11 protein-coding genes are annotated in these 20,184 nt (G+C 35.2%); all 11 read right to left on the bottom strand.

The features are described 5' to 3' along the window. Positions 1–53: 53 nt before the first annotated feature. The 11 genes from A8B35_RS21350 to A8B35_RS21300 all read right to left on the bottom strand — a co-directional run bounded on the left by A8B35_RS21350 (position 54) and on the right by A8B35_RS21300 (position 20,168). The gene (locus A8B35_RS21350; protein ID WP_075603993.1) at positions 54–5,870 is read right to left on the bottom strand and encodes a PKD domain-containing protein; all 5,817 of its coding nucleotides are present in this window, start codon (positions 5,868–5,870) and stop codon (positions 54–56) included. An 822-nt stretch (positions 5,871–6,692) separates the two neighbouring features. Next, positions 6,693–7,187: a flavodoxin gene (locus A8B35_RS21345; RefSeq protein ID WP_075603992.1), complete on the bottom strand. Its 495-nt coding sequence runs from the start codon at positions 7,185–7,187 to the stop codon at positions 6,693–6,695. Next, on the bottom strand, positions 7,180–7,314 hold the full coding sequence (locus tag A8B35_RS23795) for a hypothetical protein (RefSeq protein ID WP_262507012.1): 135 nt from the start codon (positions 7,312–7,314) through the stop codon (positions 7,180–7,182). Before A8B35_RS23795 ends, A8B35_RS21345 begins: the two co-directional genes overlap by 8 nt. Positions 7,315–7,319: 5 nt before the next feature. Continuing rightward, complete coding sequence (locus A8B35_RS21340; RefSeq protein WP_075603991.1) at positions 7,320–7,706, bottom strand: DUF6686 family protein; 387 nt, start codon at positions 7,704–7,706, stop codon at positions 7,320–7,322. Between the two features lie 500 nt (positions 7,707–8,206). Continuing rightward, entirely contained in the window at positions 8,207–8,716 is a 510-nt protein-coding gene (locus A8B35_RS21335) for a hypothetical protein (RefSeq protein ID WP_075603990.1), read from the bottom strand. Between the two features lie 288 nt (positions 8,717–9,004). Further along, entirely contained in the window at positions 9,005–9,547 is a 543-nt protein-coding gene (locus A8B35_RS21330; RefSeq protein ID WP_075603989.1) for a hypothetical protein, read from the bottom strand. A gap of 583 nt (positions 9,548–10,130) precedes the next feature. Further along, a complete protein-coding gene (locus tag A8B35_RS21325) occupies positions 10,131–11,801 on the bottom strand; it encodes a RagB/SusD family nutrient uptake outer membrane protein (protein WP_083634646.1) in 1,671 nt (556 codons plus the stop codon). Positions 11,802–11,835: 34 nt separating this feature from the next. Beyond that, positions 11,836–14,967: a SusC/RagA family TonB-linked outer membrane protein gene (locus A8B35_RS21320; protein WP_075603987.1), complete on the bottom strand. Its 3,132-nt coding sequence runs from the start codon at positions 14,965–14,967 to the stop codon at positions 11,836–11,838. A gap of 88 nt (positions 14,968–15,055) precedes the next feature. Further along, complete coding sequence (locus tag A8B35_RS21315) at positions 15,056–16,600, bottom strand: hypothetical protein (protein WP_139314972.1); 1,545 nt, start codon at positions 16,598–16,600, stop codon at positions 15,056–15,058. A 33-nt stretch (positions 16,601–16,633) separates the two neighbouring features. Then, the gene (locus A8B35_RS21310) at positions 16,634–18,268 is read right to left on the bottom strand and encodes a right-handed parallel beta-helix repeat-containing protein (RefSeq protein ID WP_075603985.1); all 1,635 of its coding nucleotides are present in this window, start codon (positions 18,266–18,268) and stop codon (positions 16,634–16,636) included. Positions 18,269–18,623: 355 nt separating this feature from the next. Then, on the bottom strand, positions 18,624–20,168 hold the full coding sequence (locus A8B35_RS21300; protein ID WP_075603983.1) for a sulfatase family protein: 1,545 nt from the start codon (positions 20,166–20,168) through the stop codon (positions 18,624–18,626). Positions 20,169–20,184 lie beyond the last annotated feature (16 nt).

Genomic DNA, 20,184 nt, shown 5'->3' with positions numbered 1-20,184 from the left:
TCAAATTAAAGATTGAACAACATTCAGCTTTACCAAACTATTTTCACTTTTATCTACCTTGATATGTATATAAAACCTTTTATAGGTTCATCCTCATCAAACAAATACAATAGGTAATAATAGGTTCCATCAGGCAGGGCCTTACCATTTGTTGTTCCATCCCAACTGTTATCATAAGCTTTTGCGCTATACACTTCAGTTTCCCATCTGTTATAAACCAACAATCGGTTACTAGGAAATTTATTAATATCCTTAATCACAAAAAGATCGTTTTTACCATCTCCGTTTGGCGTAATTGCCTGCGGAATGAATATGCTTTCTTTATATGGTTTTACTACAATATGCAATGTTCCTTGGGAGCAGTTATTGTGCAAATCGCATACTTCGTAAATCAAAGAATCAGAACCAATAAAAGTAGAATTTGCTGCGTAATCACACTTAATTTGCCCATCTCCTAAAACAGTTACATCAGGATACGAGGCAGGATGAATGAGTACAGAAAGCGATTCCTTATCAATATCATCTTCTAAGTCTGTATCATTAGCTAAAACATTTATTGTATCGCTTAAGCCCTGAATTAACCATATTGTATCAGCTTTGGTTACAGGTGCATCGTCAAAGGACTCTGCAAGCGTAATATAAATATTGGCTCGAGAGCAAAGCTTTGCTGAATCACATATTTCGTAGCGAAGTACATCAGAACCTATATAATCTTTAGCAGGATAATAACTAAGAATTCCTGTTTCAATATTAAACGAAACGTTATCTGAAACTTCGCTACTTATTAGCTTAAAGCTGGAAGGATCAATGTTATTATCTGGGTCTACATCATTACTTAATATATCTATATCTAGCGGTACATCTTCAAATCCATAAGCATAATCATCGTTTGCTATGGGCGGATCATTCACCTGTTTAACATACACAATAATTTCACCAGTGGCAGTTAAGAAGGTATAATCACTAATGCTATAATACAGGAGTGTCATTCCATAAAAATCTTTTTCAGGAGTAAATACCCATTGATTATTTATACTAGAAATACTACCATTCAATACCGGTTCAAGAATTTGTATAGAGCTAACATCAATATTGTTCTCTCTATCGGTATCATTATCGGCTAAACCTGAAAGGACAACAGGCACTTCCTCATCTGTATAAAATACATCTGTATTAGCTATTGGAGCTTGATCTCTATGTAAAACATTGAATACAATCCATGAAGAATCTGCTTGTGGTGGTACTGCATTATCTATAATAAAGTATTGGATAGAATCTTTACCTACAAAATTATTGTGAGGAGTATAAGTAAAAGTACCATCATTACTTAAAACAACATTACCGTTTATTGAAGCCATTGATGCATTACTAAACTGTACACTTAAGCCCATGCCTTCGTTATCAATATCGTTTAATAAAACACTACTTCCGATGAAGGTTTCATTTTCGTACACATCAAATCTATCAACCACAGCAACAGGAGGTAAATCCACTACCGACAATACTTCTATAATTACTTTTGCGGATGCACACATTACAGGGTTTCCATTATCACAAACTGTATACTCTAAGCTATCGGCACCATAATAATTGGCGTTAGGTGTATAGGTAATCTGACCATTGGCGGCAATGATAACCTCACCATTACTAGGAGCCACACTTGCTTGCGAATTATAAATTAGAGATTGTCCATCAGGCTCGTAATCATTATCTGAAAGATTGGCATAGGCCACATTATCTTCTTGAACAATAATGGTATCATTTAATGCAACAGGAGAATGATTAATAGCGTACACCGTATCTGTTTTAGTTGATGTACAGTTATTAGAATCGCTAACAGTAAGCGATACCTGATATTCTGACCCTACTTGGTTACCGATAAATGTATGTTTTGGGTGCTGCTCAATAGAACTTGTATTATCGCCAAAATTCCAGTCCCAGTTTTGTATTTGACCATCCGATAAGGATTGATCGGTAAATTGAACATTGAGCGGATTAGACCCTGACTTTGGAGCTAAGGTAAAAGCAGCCTCAATATTTTTAATATCAGTTTGCTTAAACGTACTATCAATGCAGCCCTGCTCATCAACAACGGTTAATTTTGCTTGTACTACACCAGCTTCTTTATAAGCATAAGTAACAGGTGAAATTCGAGCAAAATCTTCTTTATTAAAATCCCAATACTCCTCGTTAATCGAATAGTCAGATTCACTATTATTGGTGAATAGTATACTCTCGCCTAAACATGCATTTTGTTTAGATGAGATGATATCTGCCTGGAGCGTTGATTTAAAAACCGTAACAAAATTCTCTTTCTTTAATTTAGCGCTACATCCTATCGAGGTTTTTATATATAGCTCAACATCGTAAGTTCCGGGCGATTGATAAACATGACTTGGTGATTCGGTATTATTACTATAAGCATTGTCGCCAAAATTCCAAACTATTTCATTTACCTGAGATAACTGCGAGGAGTTTAAGTTAATCTCGCCCTGAAATGAAAGTGCTGTTCCTTCACACACCTCTTCACTTTCACTAGTAAATGATAAATCAGGATAATTATCTACCACAATAGGGTCTCCTTCATACTCCATTGTACAACCATCCTTATCAGTAAGAATAATTGAAGGAAAGAAACTGCGCGCTTCGTTGTAGGCATGACTAAAGCTATACTGGTTGTTATAATCATTTGTGCCATCTCCAACATCCCACGAAATTTCGTTTTCACTATCAGTAGTTGTAGAGTAATTAACAATAAGGGGCACACAGCCCGAGGAAACATCAGTAATAATAGACCCCACTGGACCGGTTAAATGTATAAAGTCTTCTTTTTTAACTTCGATGGTGCATCCTCCTTTACTAGTAGCCATTAAAGTAACATCAAAATACCCCGGCTGATTATATAAGTATTGAGGATTTTGATATGACGATGATGCTCCTTCGCCATCGCCAAAATCCCACTCCCACATATAAATATCGTCAGAAGAGCGATCGTAGAACACTGCTGGTAATGCGTTACGGGCGCATCCTAATTCTGTTTTATAAGCATCAAAATCAACTTTTGGTGTAATTACTTCTACACTTTGATGCGAGGTGCTTGTACATCCGTTCTCATTGGTAACAGTTAAGCTAACATCATAAATACCATCGGTATTATAAATATGTTGAGGTTCCAAGGCAGTAGACCTACCTCCATCTCCAAAATCCCATGCATGGCTGAGCTTGTTACCCAATGATATGTTTTGAATTTGTAATTCAGAATTGGTACAAGCATAATCATCGAGAATAAATATTGACTCCGAAACTAAAACGTTTAAAGTTAATGTATCAGAGTAACTACATCCTTTTTCATCTGTTACGCTTAATACTACCTCTTGCTCTCCTGGGAAACTAAAAGCATGTTGAACTATCTCTTCTTTTTTAGATACACCATCAGCAAAAAACCAAGTACGGTCGATTATATTGGAGGTGGAAGTAGAAATATCTCTAAGCTCAAATATTTCATCAACACAAACTTCATCCTTTACAAAGCTTATTTTGGGTTGCGATGTATTTACCTTTACAGCATTTTCCTTTACAATAACTTCTCTACATCCGTAGTATTCCTTTACGGTTAATTTCACATCAAACTCTCCTGCTGAAGTATAAACATGGCTTGTTTCTCCAACATATGTGGTATCAATATGCCCATCTCCATAATTCCAATACCATCTGGATATTGTACCTGTTGTACTTGTTTTATCAATAAAAGAAACTTCAAATGGCAAACAGCCTTCATTAGCTCCTTCCACAGCAAAATCAGGATCAGTTATGGATACATGAATGGCTTGCATCATATAATCGCTGCAGCCTGTGGTGTAATTCTCAACTGTTTGGTAGGCATAATAGTTACCTACATTTTGGTATATGTGGCTTAGAGGCGTGGTTTGAGTTTGTGTGCCATCGCCAAAATTCCAGTTAATGGCATCATATTGGTTTGCATAATTGCTGATATAACTTTGCGCAGGAGCCTCACACAAAGGATTATCCATAAAGAAAAAGGCTACTGGAGGTTTAATGTAAATATCATCCTCCTTTTTTTGTGAAGCTTTACAACCGTAATTATCTAACTTTAGTTCAACCGATTTATATCCTGATGAAATAAACTGCAAATGATAATCTCCGGCAGAATTTATAATATAAGAATCTCCAATATTCCACTCCTCTAGTTGATAATTTGATGAATTATTTACCAACTCAATAGACGATTGGTTACAGCTATCTGTTTGATTCACCTCAAAATCAACAATGGGTTTTTCGCCTCCAGATATTACAACTTCAGAACTTACAGAACATCCCTTATCGTTTGTATAGTTTAAAGTGGCCTTGTAAACTCCCTCATCAGTAAATGTATGAATCGGAGATTGTAAAGTAGACACTTGACCATCACCAAAATCCCAAGTTAAATTATCAATATTTTCTTCTTTACTAAACTGAACTTCAAGTGGTACACATCCCTCATTACGGCTTACTTGAATAGGGATAGTTTCGGGCGGGTACAACTTAATATTTTTAAGCACAGTATCCGTTTTTGCACCATCATAAGCAATTAACTTTACAAAGTATTCCCCAGTGCTATTATAGGTATGATTTACTGTAACAGATGATTCGGAGCTAGTTCCATCTCCAAAATCCCAAATAACGTTATCTGTCATTTTAGAAGTGTTTGTAAATTCTACTAAATACGGAGGATTACAAAAACTCTTTCTCTTATAACTAAAGTTAGCCAATGGAGCGGGGAAAACCACTAATTGACTGGTTCGATACAGATTACACCCATTGCCTAAAATTGCGTTTATGCTTACCTCGTACCTACCAGTATCGGCATAGCAATAATTGAACTCTTTTTTATTGCTTACACTCCCATCACCCAACTCCCACTCAACATAAGCAACACTTGAATTATTAATCCTAAAATGTATACTATCCTTAACACCTGTACCACTTTTTATAATTGAATAATCTAATGAATCAACACTTAGGTTAATTGCATTTTCCACTCTTATAGAATCGGTACATGCACCCATTTGGGCCGCTAAGGAAATAGTATAATCACCATTGGTATCAAAAACATAATTCAACTCCTGCTCTTCAGAAACAAGTTCGTCATTTATTTTCCACTTCCAATTGTTTATATAAACAAACGGTTCATCAACTCCATCAATAGTAGTAGTGTTTTTAAATGATGGGTGATAGGGAAGCTCACAGGGTTTACTTCCTCTTATATTGAAGTCTACATTTGGTAACTTACCTACTGATATAAATTTTGATTTTGAGGTATTGCCATAACAACCATGCTCATCAATAGCCATTAAGGTAACCTTATAACTACCTGCCCTATTAAATGTAAAAGTTGGGTTTTCTTCTGATAAAGAAGCCCCATCTATAAGCCACACCCAGCTTTCAATTGCTCCATCAGATGCTGTGGTTCTATCTGAAAACTGCACCTCCAAAGGAACACATCCTGAACTAATATCTGAGGTAAAATCAGGTGCTGGATTATTATACACCTTTATATAATTATTCTTTTCGGCAGAAACGGTTCCATTAATAGTTAATTTAACGGTGTATTCACCTGGCTGTATATAATTTACCAATGGGTTTTGTAAAGTAGATATGTTTCCATTACCTAAATCCCACCTCCACGAAGTAGCACCTTCTGAATCATCGGTAAATTGAACATTTAAAGAGTTACACCCCTCTGTAATATTAGCATAGAAATTTGCCTTTTGAGAAAATAGTTGACTAAAACTAATAAATGGCAAAAGAATAAAGGCAAGTATACTAAACCGACAACGCGATTGAGTTCCTGCTTCAAAAAATAAGATCATAGGTCCTGAAGAATAGGTATGTTTTCAGGTTACGAAGTTAACATTTCAGTTTATTATAAAAAATAAATTATGTTATATGTAATAATTCTATATTATTATTCATGCGAATCAAGAGTTGAGCGTATTAGTTAACACTAAGGGATTTCATCCCTTAAACCCTGACTTACTTTTCTTTTCTTGATAAAAGAAAGTAAGCAAAGAAAATCAAGGCTGCTTTTTAAATAGCCTTTTTATTATGCTAAAACTTAAGTGCGGCTGGGTGACCATCGAGCAAAGCTCTCTGCTTCCCAGTCTTACTAAAGTTTTATCACAAACAAAAGCTATTTAAAAATGAGGCCAATAAAACGAGGCGCTTTAAATAAAAGCTTTTTAACCCTTGATTCACATTATTCAATAATACTTATGAAATCTACTTCTGATTAGAATCAGTTAAATTAATAACCTGATGCCATTTATTAATGCCTCTGAATGAATTACGGGTGACCTTGTATGATATTACAACCACCAAATACGTGCTTCTCATAAAAGGATTTCTTACTACTATACCTGTTAGCCATTGAATTAAGAAGGCAAAAAAAATGGAGTAGCTACCTTTGTGTAACTACTCCATAACTTACAAAATACTTAGAGAGTTAAGCCTTCCTTCAAAGCGCTCTCTGATTGATATAGCATTCTTTATTAATAGAATTGAAATGAATAAGTTTCTGTTATTGATGTAAAATTAAAGGTGGGACTGGATATCTTTTATCTAGTCAATAGTAAATATCTAAGTACATGTCGTATAAACTTTTGTCCCACCTTTTATATAACCAGAGTAAATTATTATAATTCTGTTTTAAGCTGCTCTGCCCATTGTATTAACCTTTGCGGACTTAAGTCGGACTGATTATCATCATCAAGGGGTAAGCCAACAAACATACCGTCTATTTCAGCTAACGATTCATCGTACTCATAACCATCAGTGCTTACTTTGCCAATAAATTGGCAATCTTGCTCCTTTAAGGCATTGTGTATTATACCTATGGCATCAACAAAAGTATCGGCATATGATTCTCCATCACCTAAGCCAAATAATGCTACTTTTTTACCCTCTAATTTTAGGCATTGTAGCTTTGGCAAAAAGTCTTCCCAATCGTCTTGTAATTCGCCCACTCCCCATGTTGAAGAGCCTAGAATTATTGTTTCGTAATTGTTTAATTCATCAACAGATGCTTTGTAAACATTGTGTACATCGGCATCTAATAACTTTGCCAACTCTTTGGCTGCATCCTGAGTATTACCTCCTGTTGAGCCGTAAAAAATTCCTATATCACTCATTGTCTTTACTGTTTTTAGATTTCTTCTTCGTTTTCTCTTTCATCCAATCTTCATCGTGTAACGAAAAGCCTCCTATCATAAAAACACGGGTACTCTGATTGTCGATTTTAGTTTTTAAAGTTGTCATGGTTGTTAGTTTAAATAAGTTGCGACTAATAATTCTTCGGGTATTGTTTTCAATATTTTTAAGCATTCATTGCAGCCAAAAAGATATTTTAATTCATTCAGTTCTTCTTTATTCAATAAAATTCGAATATGAGAATCACTTGTTGGAATTATTATTTTGCGACTAAATGCTGCCTTCGTATTTTGCGTTTCCCACATTGCCCCATCAAGCGTATCTAAATAATCTGCGTACTGTTGAAATTGCGATTTACTCAGGTTGATATTTATATTTTTATACTCAACATGTATCAAATTACATTTTGAGCATTTAAAAACTTTTCCGTTAAGTGTTTCTTTATATGTGACCATAAAAGCATCATTTGTTTTAAACTGACTATACAAATTAATCGACATTTTTATTCAAATGAAATCCCCAATAGTAGGGTTTTATGAGCCTGATTATACCTAATAGTAGTGATTGAATTAGGCTATTTACAGAATGTTTAAAGGTGAGATTTTGTATTTAAGAGAATAGAAGACAAATTAATATATTCATCGAAGTTAAATTCTGAGATATTACATACATCCTTAGGCCAGGTAAACTTTTTATTGCCGTTTTGATATAAACGAACTAAAATAGCTGGACTATACTCACAGCCTATGACTTTTTTTTAGTCGGCATCGTATCTCAATAAAATTGCATTTTTTCACGCCAAATTGGCTAAATCCCCAATCGAATTCAATAAATCCCTGCCAATTTGGCTAAATCCCCACTAAAGTTCAATGAATCCCCATCAAAATGGACTTTTCCCCATTGGTTTTGAGTAAATCCCCAATAGGATTGTGTAAATGGAGCATGGACGGCTAATTTAAAGAGCTAAACTACCCAAATTTATGCTGACAGACTATGGCCTTTATTTGTTAGGCATTAACATTTCTATCATCAATATGATACTTGCTTTATGAGATATAGCTACTTTTAATTTATCCCCTATTTTGAAATTTTCAAATTCTTCCTTTGAACAATTATATTTAAAGGCTCCAAATTTCAAATAGTGCCTGTTAGAAGACCCTGAGGCAAAATAATTACCAGTCGAATAAGTACCATATTTTTCAGTTCCTTTTGACTCAACAACAAATTCCTCAATTCTTTTAGTTCCAGATTTTAGGTCTACATTTATAGTTCTTACTTTTAATTTATACCATAAATACGCAATAGTCGTAAATACGACAGGAAAAGTCCATTGTATTTGCAACATCCTAAAAAGAAAACTCTCCTCATAAATATCAATAAAGAATACCCCAGCTATTAACAAAGACAATATTCCAATCATTGTAACGCTTATTGTCATAGAATCACGATAAGGTTTTTTAAAGTCATTCAATGTTTGTATGTCTATTTCTGTTAGTTGTTCTATATACATTTTATATAAAAACTATGTTCCTGAATTCTATAGGTAGTTAAGTCTGTCTGTTATTGTTATTAATATGATTGTGCGGTTGCCCTATACTTTGTGCCTTAATGTTGAACTGTAAGAATAGTAGCCGATTTCGGGCTGAATTCTTGTCCACCGTTACTTAGGCGAAGCTATTGTTTTGGCTGCTAACTTAAGAATTATTGCTAGTCGAAGCAATAGCTTCGGCGGTGTTCCCAAAGTGAACCTAACCTCCAAACATCAACTGATTCGGCTATTATTTTTACAGAGTGTTGGCTACAGGGCTTTCTCTTCCTTATTTGAAAGTATTTCGTTAACTCTTGGTTGTATTATCCAAATTCCAATTGGTAAAATCCAAATTAGTACGAAGTCTAAAAACATGTAACTTGTCCTTATTTTTCTCTGCATTTCTATATTTCGGATTGATTTTGCAGTGAAATATATACAATAGAAAAAGGAAACTAATGGTACTAATCCAATTATTTGGATTAAATACAAGCTTTCTACACTTAATGCTGTCTTCAAAATCGGGATTATGAATAAGCTAAAGAACAATGCAAGAACAAATAATAATTTGAACACATTCAATTTACGTTTACTATAGGTAATACCTTGTTTATACATAGCTATACCAGCAGTCCAAATCCACCCATAATAGCTAATCATCATTGTTATCGCAGCAATAAAAGATAAGAGAATTACGGAAGCTTTTATTCCTGTTATTATTGAAAGAATAGCTCCTAGTATAATAAAGATAATTGGCAAAATTATTATGAGTCCAAAAGTCTGCCAACTTTTTAGTCTTAGTATTTTAGTCATATGTCTTTTAATTTATGATTGCTCCTTTTTTCGCCTTGTAGCCAACTATTCTGTATCCCATCTTTTATGTCGATACATCTATATGGTTATTATTTTTTCGGCAATGAAAGTAGAAAAAAATATGGCTTATGATAATTATAGGAGTGCCTTTTTAATGTTTATCCGCTTATTTATATTTAGTGATTGCCACATTTAAGTGATAAAGGGTAAATTATAAGCTATATATGTATAGCAAAACTGCACCCAAATGTGCCAAAGAGTGAAAACCTGGAGCTTGGTAATGTAGAGTTCAAGGGGCTCCTTGAGATTCCTTAATGCCTTGGGCAGACGAGGCGCCTTGATTAAGTGATTGCATACTACATGGCACACTTCTGATAAGAATGGTTAGTGAAAAAGGTGATCTATTTTAGATGCGATTTTTTTTATCAAAATATAAACCCGCAATATGCATGAAAATGTATTGCGGGTTATATAATATATTAATTATTAAAGGGTATTTCGCTCGGCAACTCCACTTAAAATGCTGCTATATATGCTCTGAATTGCAGCATCTGTGGTTTGTAGTAGAATCGCAAACTATATATTAATTCCATTCGGGTTTCTGATCTAACAACTTATTAATGGTTACCTCTTGAAATGGATAAGGTAATGATAAATGCTTATTTATATCGAAATTACGAACGCTTCTTAGATAATGAGCATGATTAAATTCATCATAATCTGGTTCTCCTTCAATTGCGCTAGCATAGGTCTGTAACTTCTCTTCATAAAGCTCCCATCTTATCAAATCGTGCTTTCTAATTCCTTCAAAAGCAAACTCTCTGAAGCGCTCATCTACCAATTCATTAAAAAATGCATCTTTACCTCCAAGGGCCTCTGGCTCACCAAGCTCTATTATTTCTAGACCTGCTCTTTGTCGTACTTGATTTAAAGCAGCAATGGCTTCACCTGTAGGACCTCCATTTACCTCATTGGCCGCTTCAGCATACATTAACAAGATATCGGCATACCTTAATATAGGGAAGTTAATAGGCGACTGGTTTATACTAATATTAGTTTCATTTGTTAATAAGACATAAGGTTGATCTGCTTTCCAAATATCTAGGTCTGCATAATCAGCAGGTTCCCACCTTCTAAATTTACCAGGAGCATAAGCCCAAGATAATGGTCCTTTTACCCTTACGTTATTACCCGTTTCAAGGCGACTCATGGCAGGAACATTCCATAATTTACGTTTATCCTCCTCAAGGTGAAGGATATTGAACAATGGCGAGGCTTGCACAAAAAACTGTCTTGTTGTAGGATGATTCACTCCATCCATCTCTCCGAACAATAATCCGTTATTAACTCCATTGCTACCCATTGTACCCATACCTATATCTAGGTTATTAGTAAATGTAATCTCGAACATATTCTCTTCTAAATCATACTGGTCACCGCCAATCATATTACGAAATAAATTTTCATATCCTAAACTATCAGCACTCGTTCTTAATTGATGATAACCATCTTCCATCATTATTGTATCACAGTGCGCTAAAGCTTTAGCAAAACCCTCAGTATTTTTATGAGGATAACCAGCCATTTTTAGATACAAACGAGCTAACATTCCGTGTGCAGCCATTTGGTGTGCTCGACCAGCAAGATAATTTTCGCTTGTAACATGTGGTAAGTTACTACATGCATATTCAAAATCAGCAATAATAAAATCATAAATATCTTCTAGGCTAGATACTTCTATATCATTTGAACTTTGATCAGTAGTTGGTTTATCTCTAAGAGGTATCTCGTTCCACCAATAAGTTAAAGTCATATGACAAAATGCTCTTAAAAACCGAGCTTCGCCTATTATATTTTTATACTCCTCATCCTCAAAATTAACAGGATCAGTATAAGTAATCATATTATTTGCATTATGGATGATTGTATAAAGAGATTTCCAAGCACCCGCAATATCGTTATCCATACTATTGTGCAAATTTAAAGAAACACGCCATAACTCATCGTAAGCTCTATTATAGGATCCTTCATCGGTACCATAAGCCATCTCCATGGAGAGACCACTTCCAAATAGATTACTTCCTCTTAAATTCCCATACATACCTGCAAATGCAACCTCTATTTGACTAGAGGTTTCGTAAAAATCTTCTAATTTCCACTCTGATTGCGGATCCAAATCAATAAAATCATTGCAGGAACTCATGCTTACTAACGCTAGTGATAGTAAGCATATTTTTATATATTTTTTAATCATCTTATAATATTTAATAACATTCAAAACCAATTACTTAAAATGTAATATCAATACCACCCATTATGGTTAAACTTCGTGGGTAAGCAGAGTAATCAACATTAGGGGTTAGGGCACTATTATAAATACTAACTTCAGGATCGTAGCCTGTATAATTTGTCCAAGTATAAAGGTTTTGGCCTGATAGATAAACCCTACATTTACTCATCCTTAATCTTTCAACTAAATGTTTTGGTAAGGTGTACCCAATTGCAACTGTTTTTAATCTTAGGTACGAGCCATCCTCAATGAATCTATCGTCAGTCCTATTACCCACACTAGAGTTACCAATAACTCCTGCATAGTAGCTTGTATTTACATCGGTATCCGGATTCCACGGCGTCCACATATCTGATGTTTGTGACAATCCATTGAAGCTAGCACTAGGTGATGGACTAGACATTGTTACTCGGTTGGCATTTAAAATATCGGCACCATATGACCATTGAAATAAGATACTAAGATCAAAGGCTTTGTACTTAAAATCGTTGGAGATACCACCAAAATGTTTCGGGTGTGGGTTTCCTATTATTACCCTATCATTCTCATCAATTGTACCATCACCATTTTGATCAATGTACTTTATACTCCCCGGAGCAACAGTTCCTCCATTATCAGCCATACCATCTTTAAGTACATATGTTTGGGTATTATTATCCCAATTAAAATCCTCAACCTGATATAAGCCATCCGTTTCAAGACCATACATCATTCCTACAGGCTGACCAACTCTGGTTATGTAATCATTTTCGCCTTTTACCATAACATTGTAACCTGATGAAGAATAAATTTCATTTTGCCCATCATTTAATGAGATCACTTTATTCTCGTTAAATGCTATATTAAAAGAGGTATTCCACCTAAATGAGTTTTTATCGATATTAATGGTGTTAAGTGAAAATTCGAGACCTTGATTCTGAATTTCTCCAACATTTTGCGTAACCCTATCAAAACCTGTACTCAAAGCCATATCGGCACCCAAAAGAAGATCTGTAGTATTCTTTTTATAAAAATCAACAGTACCCTGTACTCTATATTGAAATAAAGAATAATCTATACCAACATTACTTTGGGCTGTAGTTTCCCATGTTAAATCAGGTACTGCAAGTCCTGTATGTATTGCTCCTGAGCTAAAATCTTCACCTTGCCCCCATGCATAAGCATTCCATTTACTAATATTTACAATATTATGCGCCGAGAAGTTTCCAATATGGTTGTTACCAGACAAACCCCATCCTCCTCTAATTTTTAATGACGACACAAATTCTGCATCTTCTAAAAAGTCCTCTTGACCAATCTTCCAAGCTCCGGAAAAAGATGGGAAATAACCCCATTTATTACCGTCTGGGAATTTAGAACTTCCATCGGCTCTTATGTTAGCCGTAAACAAATATTTTTCTGAATAAGAATAAGTTGCTCTAGAAAAATACGACATTAATGAGTTTGCAGTCCATGATGTGGTTGCTAAGTTAGCTACCGTACCAATATCAATTTTATCAATACCAAAATCGTCCATTGGTAACTTCGAATTCTTTAAATAGCTATAGGTAGTTTGATTCTGAGAAGCCTCAAAACCTCCCATAACAGAATACTTATGTCTATTCTTTTTCTTCTTATATGTGACAATATTAGATGTTGATAAGTTTTGATTTCTTTGCTGTTCTATTTGACCATAGACTCCATCGGTACCAAATAAACCCGATCGAGTATCCTCTCCAGCAAAATAAGTGGATTTACCAAATCGCATTTGATAGTTACCCGATAAACGGGCCGTTAAACCATCTGCCAGCTTTATGTTTAAAGCCATGTTTCCTCTAACAACATCTTGTACTGTTTCAGAATCAGTATTCTCCAGGTTTGGTACAGGCGGATACATTACATTCATTGATGGATCATCAGGATCAAAACCACCTTCTCCTAATCCATCTGAAATAACAGGACCTACTGGTCTAAACCTAACAGCATCCCTAATAACGCTTGAATAGGTATTTTCACGCATGGATGGACCTGTTCTAACGGAATTAGAATAAAGAAGCGCTGTATTTAAAGTTACATGATCGTTAATAGTATGCTTAACACGTAAATTATTTACTAGCTTTTGAAAACCTGTGGTTATTAAGGTTCCATCCTGCTTTGTATAGTTACCTGAATAATAAATGTTTGTTTTGTCATTACCTCCACTTATAGAGATATCGTAGATTTGCATAGGTGCGGCTTGAAATATCTGATTTTGCCAATCGTCACCTTCAGCATCTCTATATAGCTCAGGATCTACCCATGTGTTATAAAACTTATCATCAGCACCCTGCCAATCATTTTTACCACTTGATTGCATCTCAAGCACCTTCACATATTCGTACGGGCTCATTACCTCTAGTCGTGTTGGTATGGTCTGCACTCCATATGAAGCACCAAATGTTACTTCTGTAAGACCATCTTCTCTACCTCCTTTTGTGGTAATTACAATTACACCATTTGCTCCTCTTGAACCATAAATAGCGGTGGCCGAAGCATCTTTTAATACATCAAAGCTTTTAATATCTTTTGAATTAACGGTGGATGGATCAAATGATTCCATTGGTATTCCATCAACCACATAAAGCGGTTCGTTACTTCCTGTTATTGAATTACCTCCACGAATAGTTATATTTGCCGGAGCTCCCGGCGTACCTTCACTTCCGGTAATAGTAACACCGGCTATACGACCGGTAAGTGCCTCATCAAAATTGGCTGTTGGTGCAATATTGATTTCTTTATTTGAAACAGAGGCAACAGCTCCTGTTAAGTCACTCTTACGGGCCGTTCCATATCCTACCACAACAACCTGATCGAGTGTATAATCAGAGGGTTTTAATTGAATATCGAAATGATCTTGATCGCCAACTAAAACTTCTTGACTATCAAACCCAATAAAAGAAAAAACTAAAACATCTTCTGGCTTTATATTACTCGTTGTAAAATTACCTTCAAAATCGGTAATAGTTCCTGTACCCGTTTCTTTTATAATAATTGATACACCTGGTAACCCTAACATATTCTCATCTACAACTTTACCTGTGACCGTTTTTTGTGCAAATACAATATGAGGAACCAATAGCATTAAATAAATGTATACTAGACTTTTGTTCATCTTAAATATTTTTATTTTGGTTAATTTGCTTTATATCCAAACATTGTAGTACCAGAAATATCTACCACTACAATGTATTTAGGCTTCATTAATCCATTTCTGTTTCTGTTGCTTTATAATTTACATCTGAGATCCAGTAATTCCCGAACCTACTACCAACGCCATTTTTATAGTTTAAGGCTTGCTTGTGATATGGAGCATACCTAAAGGCCAATGTAAATTGTGTCCAATCTTTATAAGGTGATAAATCTAATTCGCATCTTACCCATTTGTAATGTGCTACCCTTGTAAGGTCTTTTTTACCATCAGGATCTGGCCCCTCGTTATCACCTGGATAAGGAGTACCAATAAACTCTTCTTCCTGATCTGTGATTTTACATTTGAGTATTTCATTTACTTGTGTCCACTCGGTTGTTGCAACATCACCTGTAAATGAATTGGTTATATACACTTCTAAATCAGAAGGAGTGGCCCCACTAGGCAAGTATCTTACTTCAGCTTGTTTATAGTGATATACAGCCCGCACATCATAACCATATGAATATTGACTGATATCTTGTGCATTCATTACCACCCAAGAATCTACAGGGTAGCTATTAGCTCCTCCGCCCCAAGCAAGATTATCCATTAAAATTGATTTATTATCCGTAATGGTATCCGGTCTCTCTTCTAAAGCTAATGGTGGAAGAGTGTTCGTATTATTCCATATTTTATTATTTGGTAAAGGCTCCTGATTAAATGTATATTTAAGGTAACCGAACTGTGTATTATTCCCGTACAGTAAATTAGGATAAAAGAAAAAGGTCTCTCTCCCAGGCAAATCAATTGGCGTATTTGAAATAACAATATCTAAAAACCCTGATTCAAAACTCACTTCTTCTTGACTTGCGTTAATAATCAGTTTTAATGATGGACGCACAGTCTCAGGCTCCGTAACAGTGTATGATGGATTTAGAGAGAAAGCACCTGTACTTGAGTCTACTATTAACTTATCTTCATGATTTGTTAGCACAAATGTTACATCTGGATCATTCATTGGAACATAGGCTTCTGTTGTACTCATATCTTCACCAACCACTAAATTCTGACTGAATGGAGAATACAATATTTTGGTGGGTAGTTCAGGAACTACATTTAAATAAAAGGCATCATCAAATACCGTTTTAAGTGAATCGCCATTCTTATGCGAGGTAGCCTCAATTGTAAAATAATAATCGCCTTGAGCATATTTATCATTTTCTGTAATGGTGATTTGACCACAATTATTTGGTTTAATAATTGGTGTTTCAAAGAAAACTGAATCTCCATTTTCATCGATCCCTTCTGAATAAATCGTATCAAAATAAGCACTTGCAATAGATACACAATCTAAATACGAATCATCAAGCTGTGCGATTGTATCTCTCACACTAAGCACCTTATAAAAACAAGGGATACCACCACTATTTATAGTGGGAACGTTACTTTTTATTTCATCAAACTCGCGAGCATTTAAAATATTAGAATAACTGAGATTGGTTGGTGCAAAATGAGAATTAGGGTCTGAGTTGGCCATAAATGAGCTTTTTTCACAAGCACACACAATGAGTATGGCGGCAAAAAGTGTCATTACTATTTTTCTACTTCTAAACATAACTATATTAATTAAAACCTTTATACTTAACTACTATTTCAATTCAATAGCTCCCATATCAGGCAAACCTTTTATGGTATTACCTAAAATATCGTGCTTTAGTCTTGTGCCTTTGAAGAGGCCTTTTTTATCACCTGGCAAAGGATTTATTTGAATCCCTTTATCTTTAATTAACTCTATTTGTTGGGGCTTAAAGTCGATAGCGTTTTTTCCACTTACATTATTGAATTCAGGATCTCCAAACGTTGGGCATTCATCTTGGATAGGTGCATTATTGGGCCAATTAGATTCATTTAGAAAAAGATTATTTTTAAACATCACATTGTCTATAAGCGATTCTCCTGCTTCTTCTGGCTTATATTGGTCACCTAGTACTAGCTTAGATTCACCTTCTATATAGAATATATTATTTGCGATTAATACACCTTCTGCAGAACGTGTTATAGCAAGCTTTGCTTCAATATCTTTGCGCACATAAATAGTGTTATTGTAGAAATAACTATTATACGGTCCCTTGTGTGGTTTACCCTCTCCATTATAACCACTCAACCAAAATATTTTTCCTTCCTGAAAGGCCACACCCTTCTTTTTTACTCGATGACCATCATTAATACTAATATTATAACGGTATGCGCAATTGTAATTATTACCTAATATCTCACAGAAACCACCAGCGTTATTTTCGCTCAAATTGTATTGAACTATAATATCATTACAGTTGTAATCGATATGGCAACCTGCAGAATCTCCAGGTCCGTTGGCATTACGAAATGAATTATGCTCTATAATCATTTTTGAGCAACTCCAAGTCCAAAAACCACTTCCACGCCCCCACTTTCGTGAGTCGCTTGTACTACCCGAGAAGTTAACCTTGTTTTTACTTACATAAGCATTTACAACACCGCTCATTTGCATGCCCGGCCCCCCTGTGTGTGAAATACTATTATTAAGCACCTCTACATTACTCATAGATTGCTTTACCCCTGTGAACTTGAGGCCTGTATGCGCTACATTACTAATACTACAAGAATGCACTTTAAGATCCTGCATTGTAGCCCCTTTAATTCGGTTTATAAAGCGTATCCCCCATCCATAGGCCTGAGTTCCGTTAGGTGAATGCGTTTCTTTGAAGCTTCGAGTAAGCCCTTGTTCAGCATAAAAAACATCTTTAATATCTAAATTAGATAGAACTATACCTTTATAATCTCCAGTTTTAGTGGTACGAACCAACACACCACAGCGCATATCATTCTTTGGCTTTTTTGTTCCAAAAACGCCTCCGCCATTTGCAGTAATAGCAATATTTTGTATAGTAATATTATTACAATTTGTAAGTAAAATTCCGTTTCTATACCCTTGTGCGTTTATCAATGGTAAGGCATCCGCTTTAGCTCCATAATTACCAATTATTATAGGTCGTTTGCTTTTACCACTTTTATTTTCTATTTCGATATAGCCCTTATACTCAAAGCCATTTGCCAATAATACTTTATCGCCAGCACTAAGCCCTAACTCATTAACTTGTTTAAGACTCTTAAATGGACTCTCCTCTGATAATCCATCATTAGTATCCTTTCCAATATTTGAATTCACGTAATATTCAATAGCTCTTAACGGCATGGTAAATATTAAGACTCCGAATACCAATAAATATTTAATTTGTTTCATTATCTGATGAAATTTTATTGTTACTAAAACAACTTTTATCTATTGTTTTATGTAATAGTTTATATGTCTTTCCAACAACCAACACATTCTGTATATCATTGAAGTATGACAAATTCTTAACAACAAATATAATTTGTGTAAATTCCTTAAACTCCCCATTTCCTACCCAATACTGACCATATCTTACCCCAAGTATTTGGGAATATAAATAGACTACAGAACACCAGGACATTAAGTATATAGACCTTGCATAAATAGCAAACAAGACAATTGTAATCACGGCATTTAGATCAAAAAAAGGATGGCCAAAATTTGACCATCCTCTTCTACTCAATCTACTAAAAACGCTTTCTCTTTATTGCAACTCTAACTTTTGTGTTTTAGAGTAATCTGCACCTCTAATACCTTTAAACTCCTCTACCATATCAGCCAAAACTTCTTTTTCAGAATCAGCTAAATTATGTTCTTGCCCAATATCATGTTTAAGGTTATATAGTTGGTAACTCTTGCTATTACCTAGCTCAATATTTACTTCTTCGTTTACCGTTACTCCATCGTACGGAGGAATCATTAACCAGTCACCTTTTCGAAGCGCTGTGCGAGTTGTTGCTTCAATAATTAAAGACTTTCTTCCCGTTTTACTTTCGCCTAATAAGGCAGGTAATATATCTTCACTATCAGTACTTAATTCTTCAGTTCCTAATAATGTAGCCAAGGAAGCGAATAAATCCATCTGACAAACTAAAGCGTCAGAAACACCTGGCTTAATATTGTCTTTCCAATAGGTAATAAATGGTACACGAGTACCTGCTTCAAACAAACTATACTTACCACCACGAAGCTTTCCTGCTGGTTTGTGCTTTCCTAATTTCTCAACAGCATCATCATAATAACCATCGTTTAATACAGGCCCATTATCACTTGAAAATACGATTAATGTATTATCAAGAATACCTTCTTCTTCGAGTGTTTTTATAAACTGACCAATACACCAATCGGCTTCTAGAATTACATCGCCACGTGGCCCCATACCTGATTTTCCTTTGAAACGAGGGTGCGGTGTACGCGGCACATGCGGTTGTTGCATAGCATAATACAAGAAGAATGGCGCTTCTTTATGTGCCTTAACATAGCTTTGTGCTTTTGCTAAAAAATGATCTGCCATATCCTCATCTTTCCACTTTGCTGCTTCACCACCCTTCATAAAACCAATACGAGGAATGCCATTCACAATAGTAGCATTATGGCCATGATGCCATTTCATATCACATAATTCCGGGTTGTTTTTTCCTGTTGGTTGATTATTGAAGTTACTCTTATAATCCACTTCAATAGGGTCATTTTTATCTAAGCCTTCAACAACTCCATTCTCTAGGTAAACTGTTGGCACACGATCTTGTGTTGCTGCCATATAATATGCATAATCAAACCCAACCTGGTTTGGTCCAACTGAAATAGGCTCGTTCCAATCAACATAACCTGTGCCTAAACCAAGATGCCACTTTCCAACTAAGGCCGTTTGATAACCTTGCGAACGAAGCATTTTTGGCAAAGTAACCTGAGCCGTGTCTATAATTAATGGTGCAGTACCTGGTAAAATTTTTGCATTCTTATTTTTCCAAGGATACACTCCTGTTAATAAAGCGTATCTGCTAGGAGTACAAGTGGCTGATGATGCATAAGCATTCGTGAATTTCACTCCTCCTTTTGCTAAAGCATCTATATTAGGCGTAGATAACTCTGTTGCCCCGTAAGAACTTAAATCACCGTAACCTAAGTCATCTAGATAAATCACTACTACATTTGGTTTTGTAGAAGTGCTTTCTTCCTTTTTTTGTGATGGATGACAAGCAAATAAACCTGCCATCATTACACATAGAAATCCTTTTAAAATTTGCATTATAATAGTTTTTAAG

Source organism: Saccharicrinis aurantiacus (assembly GCF_001660705.2).
In the GTDB taxonomy this organism is placed as follows: domain Bacteria; phylum Bacteroidota; class Bacteroidia; order Bacteroidales; family Marinilabiliaceae; genus Saccharicrinis; species Saccharicrinis aurantiacus.
This window is presented reverse-complemented; position numbering and strand designations above follow the sequence as displayed.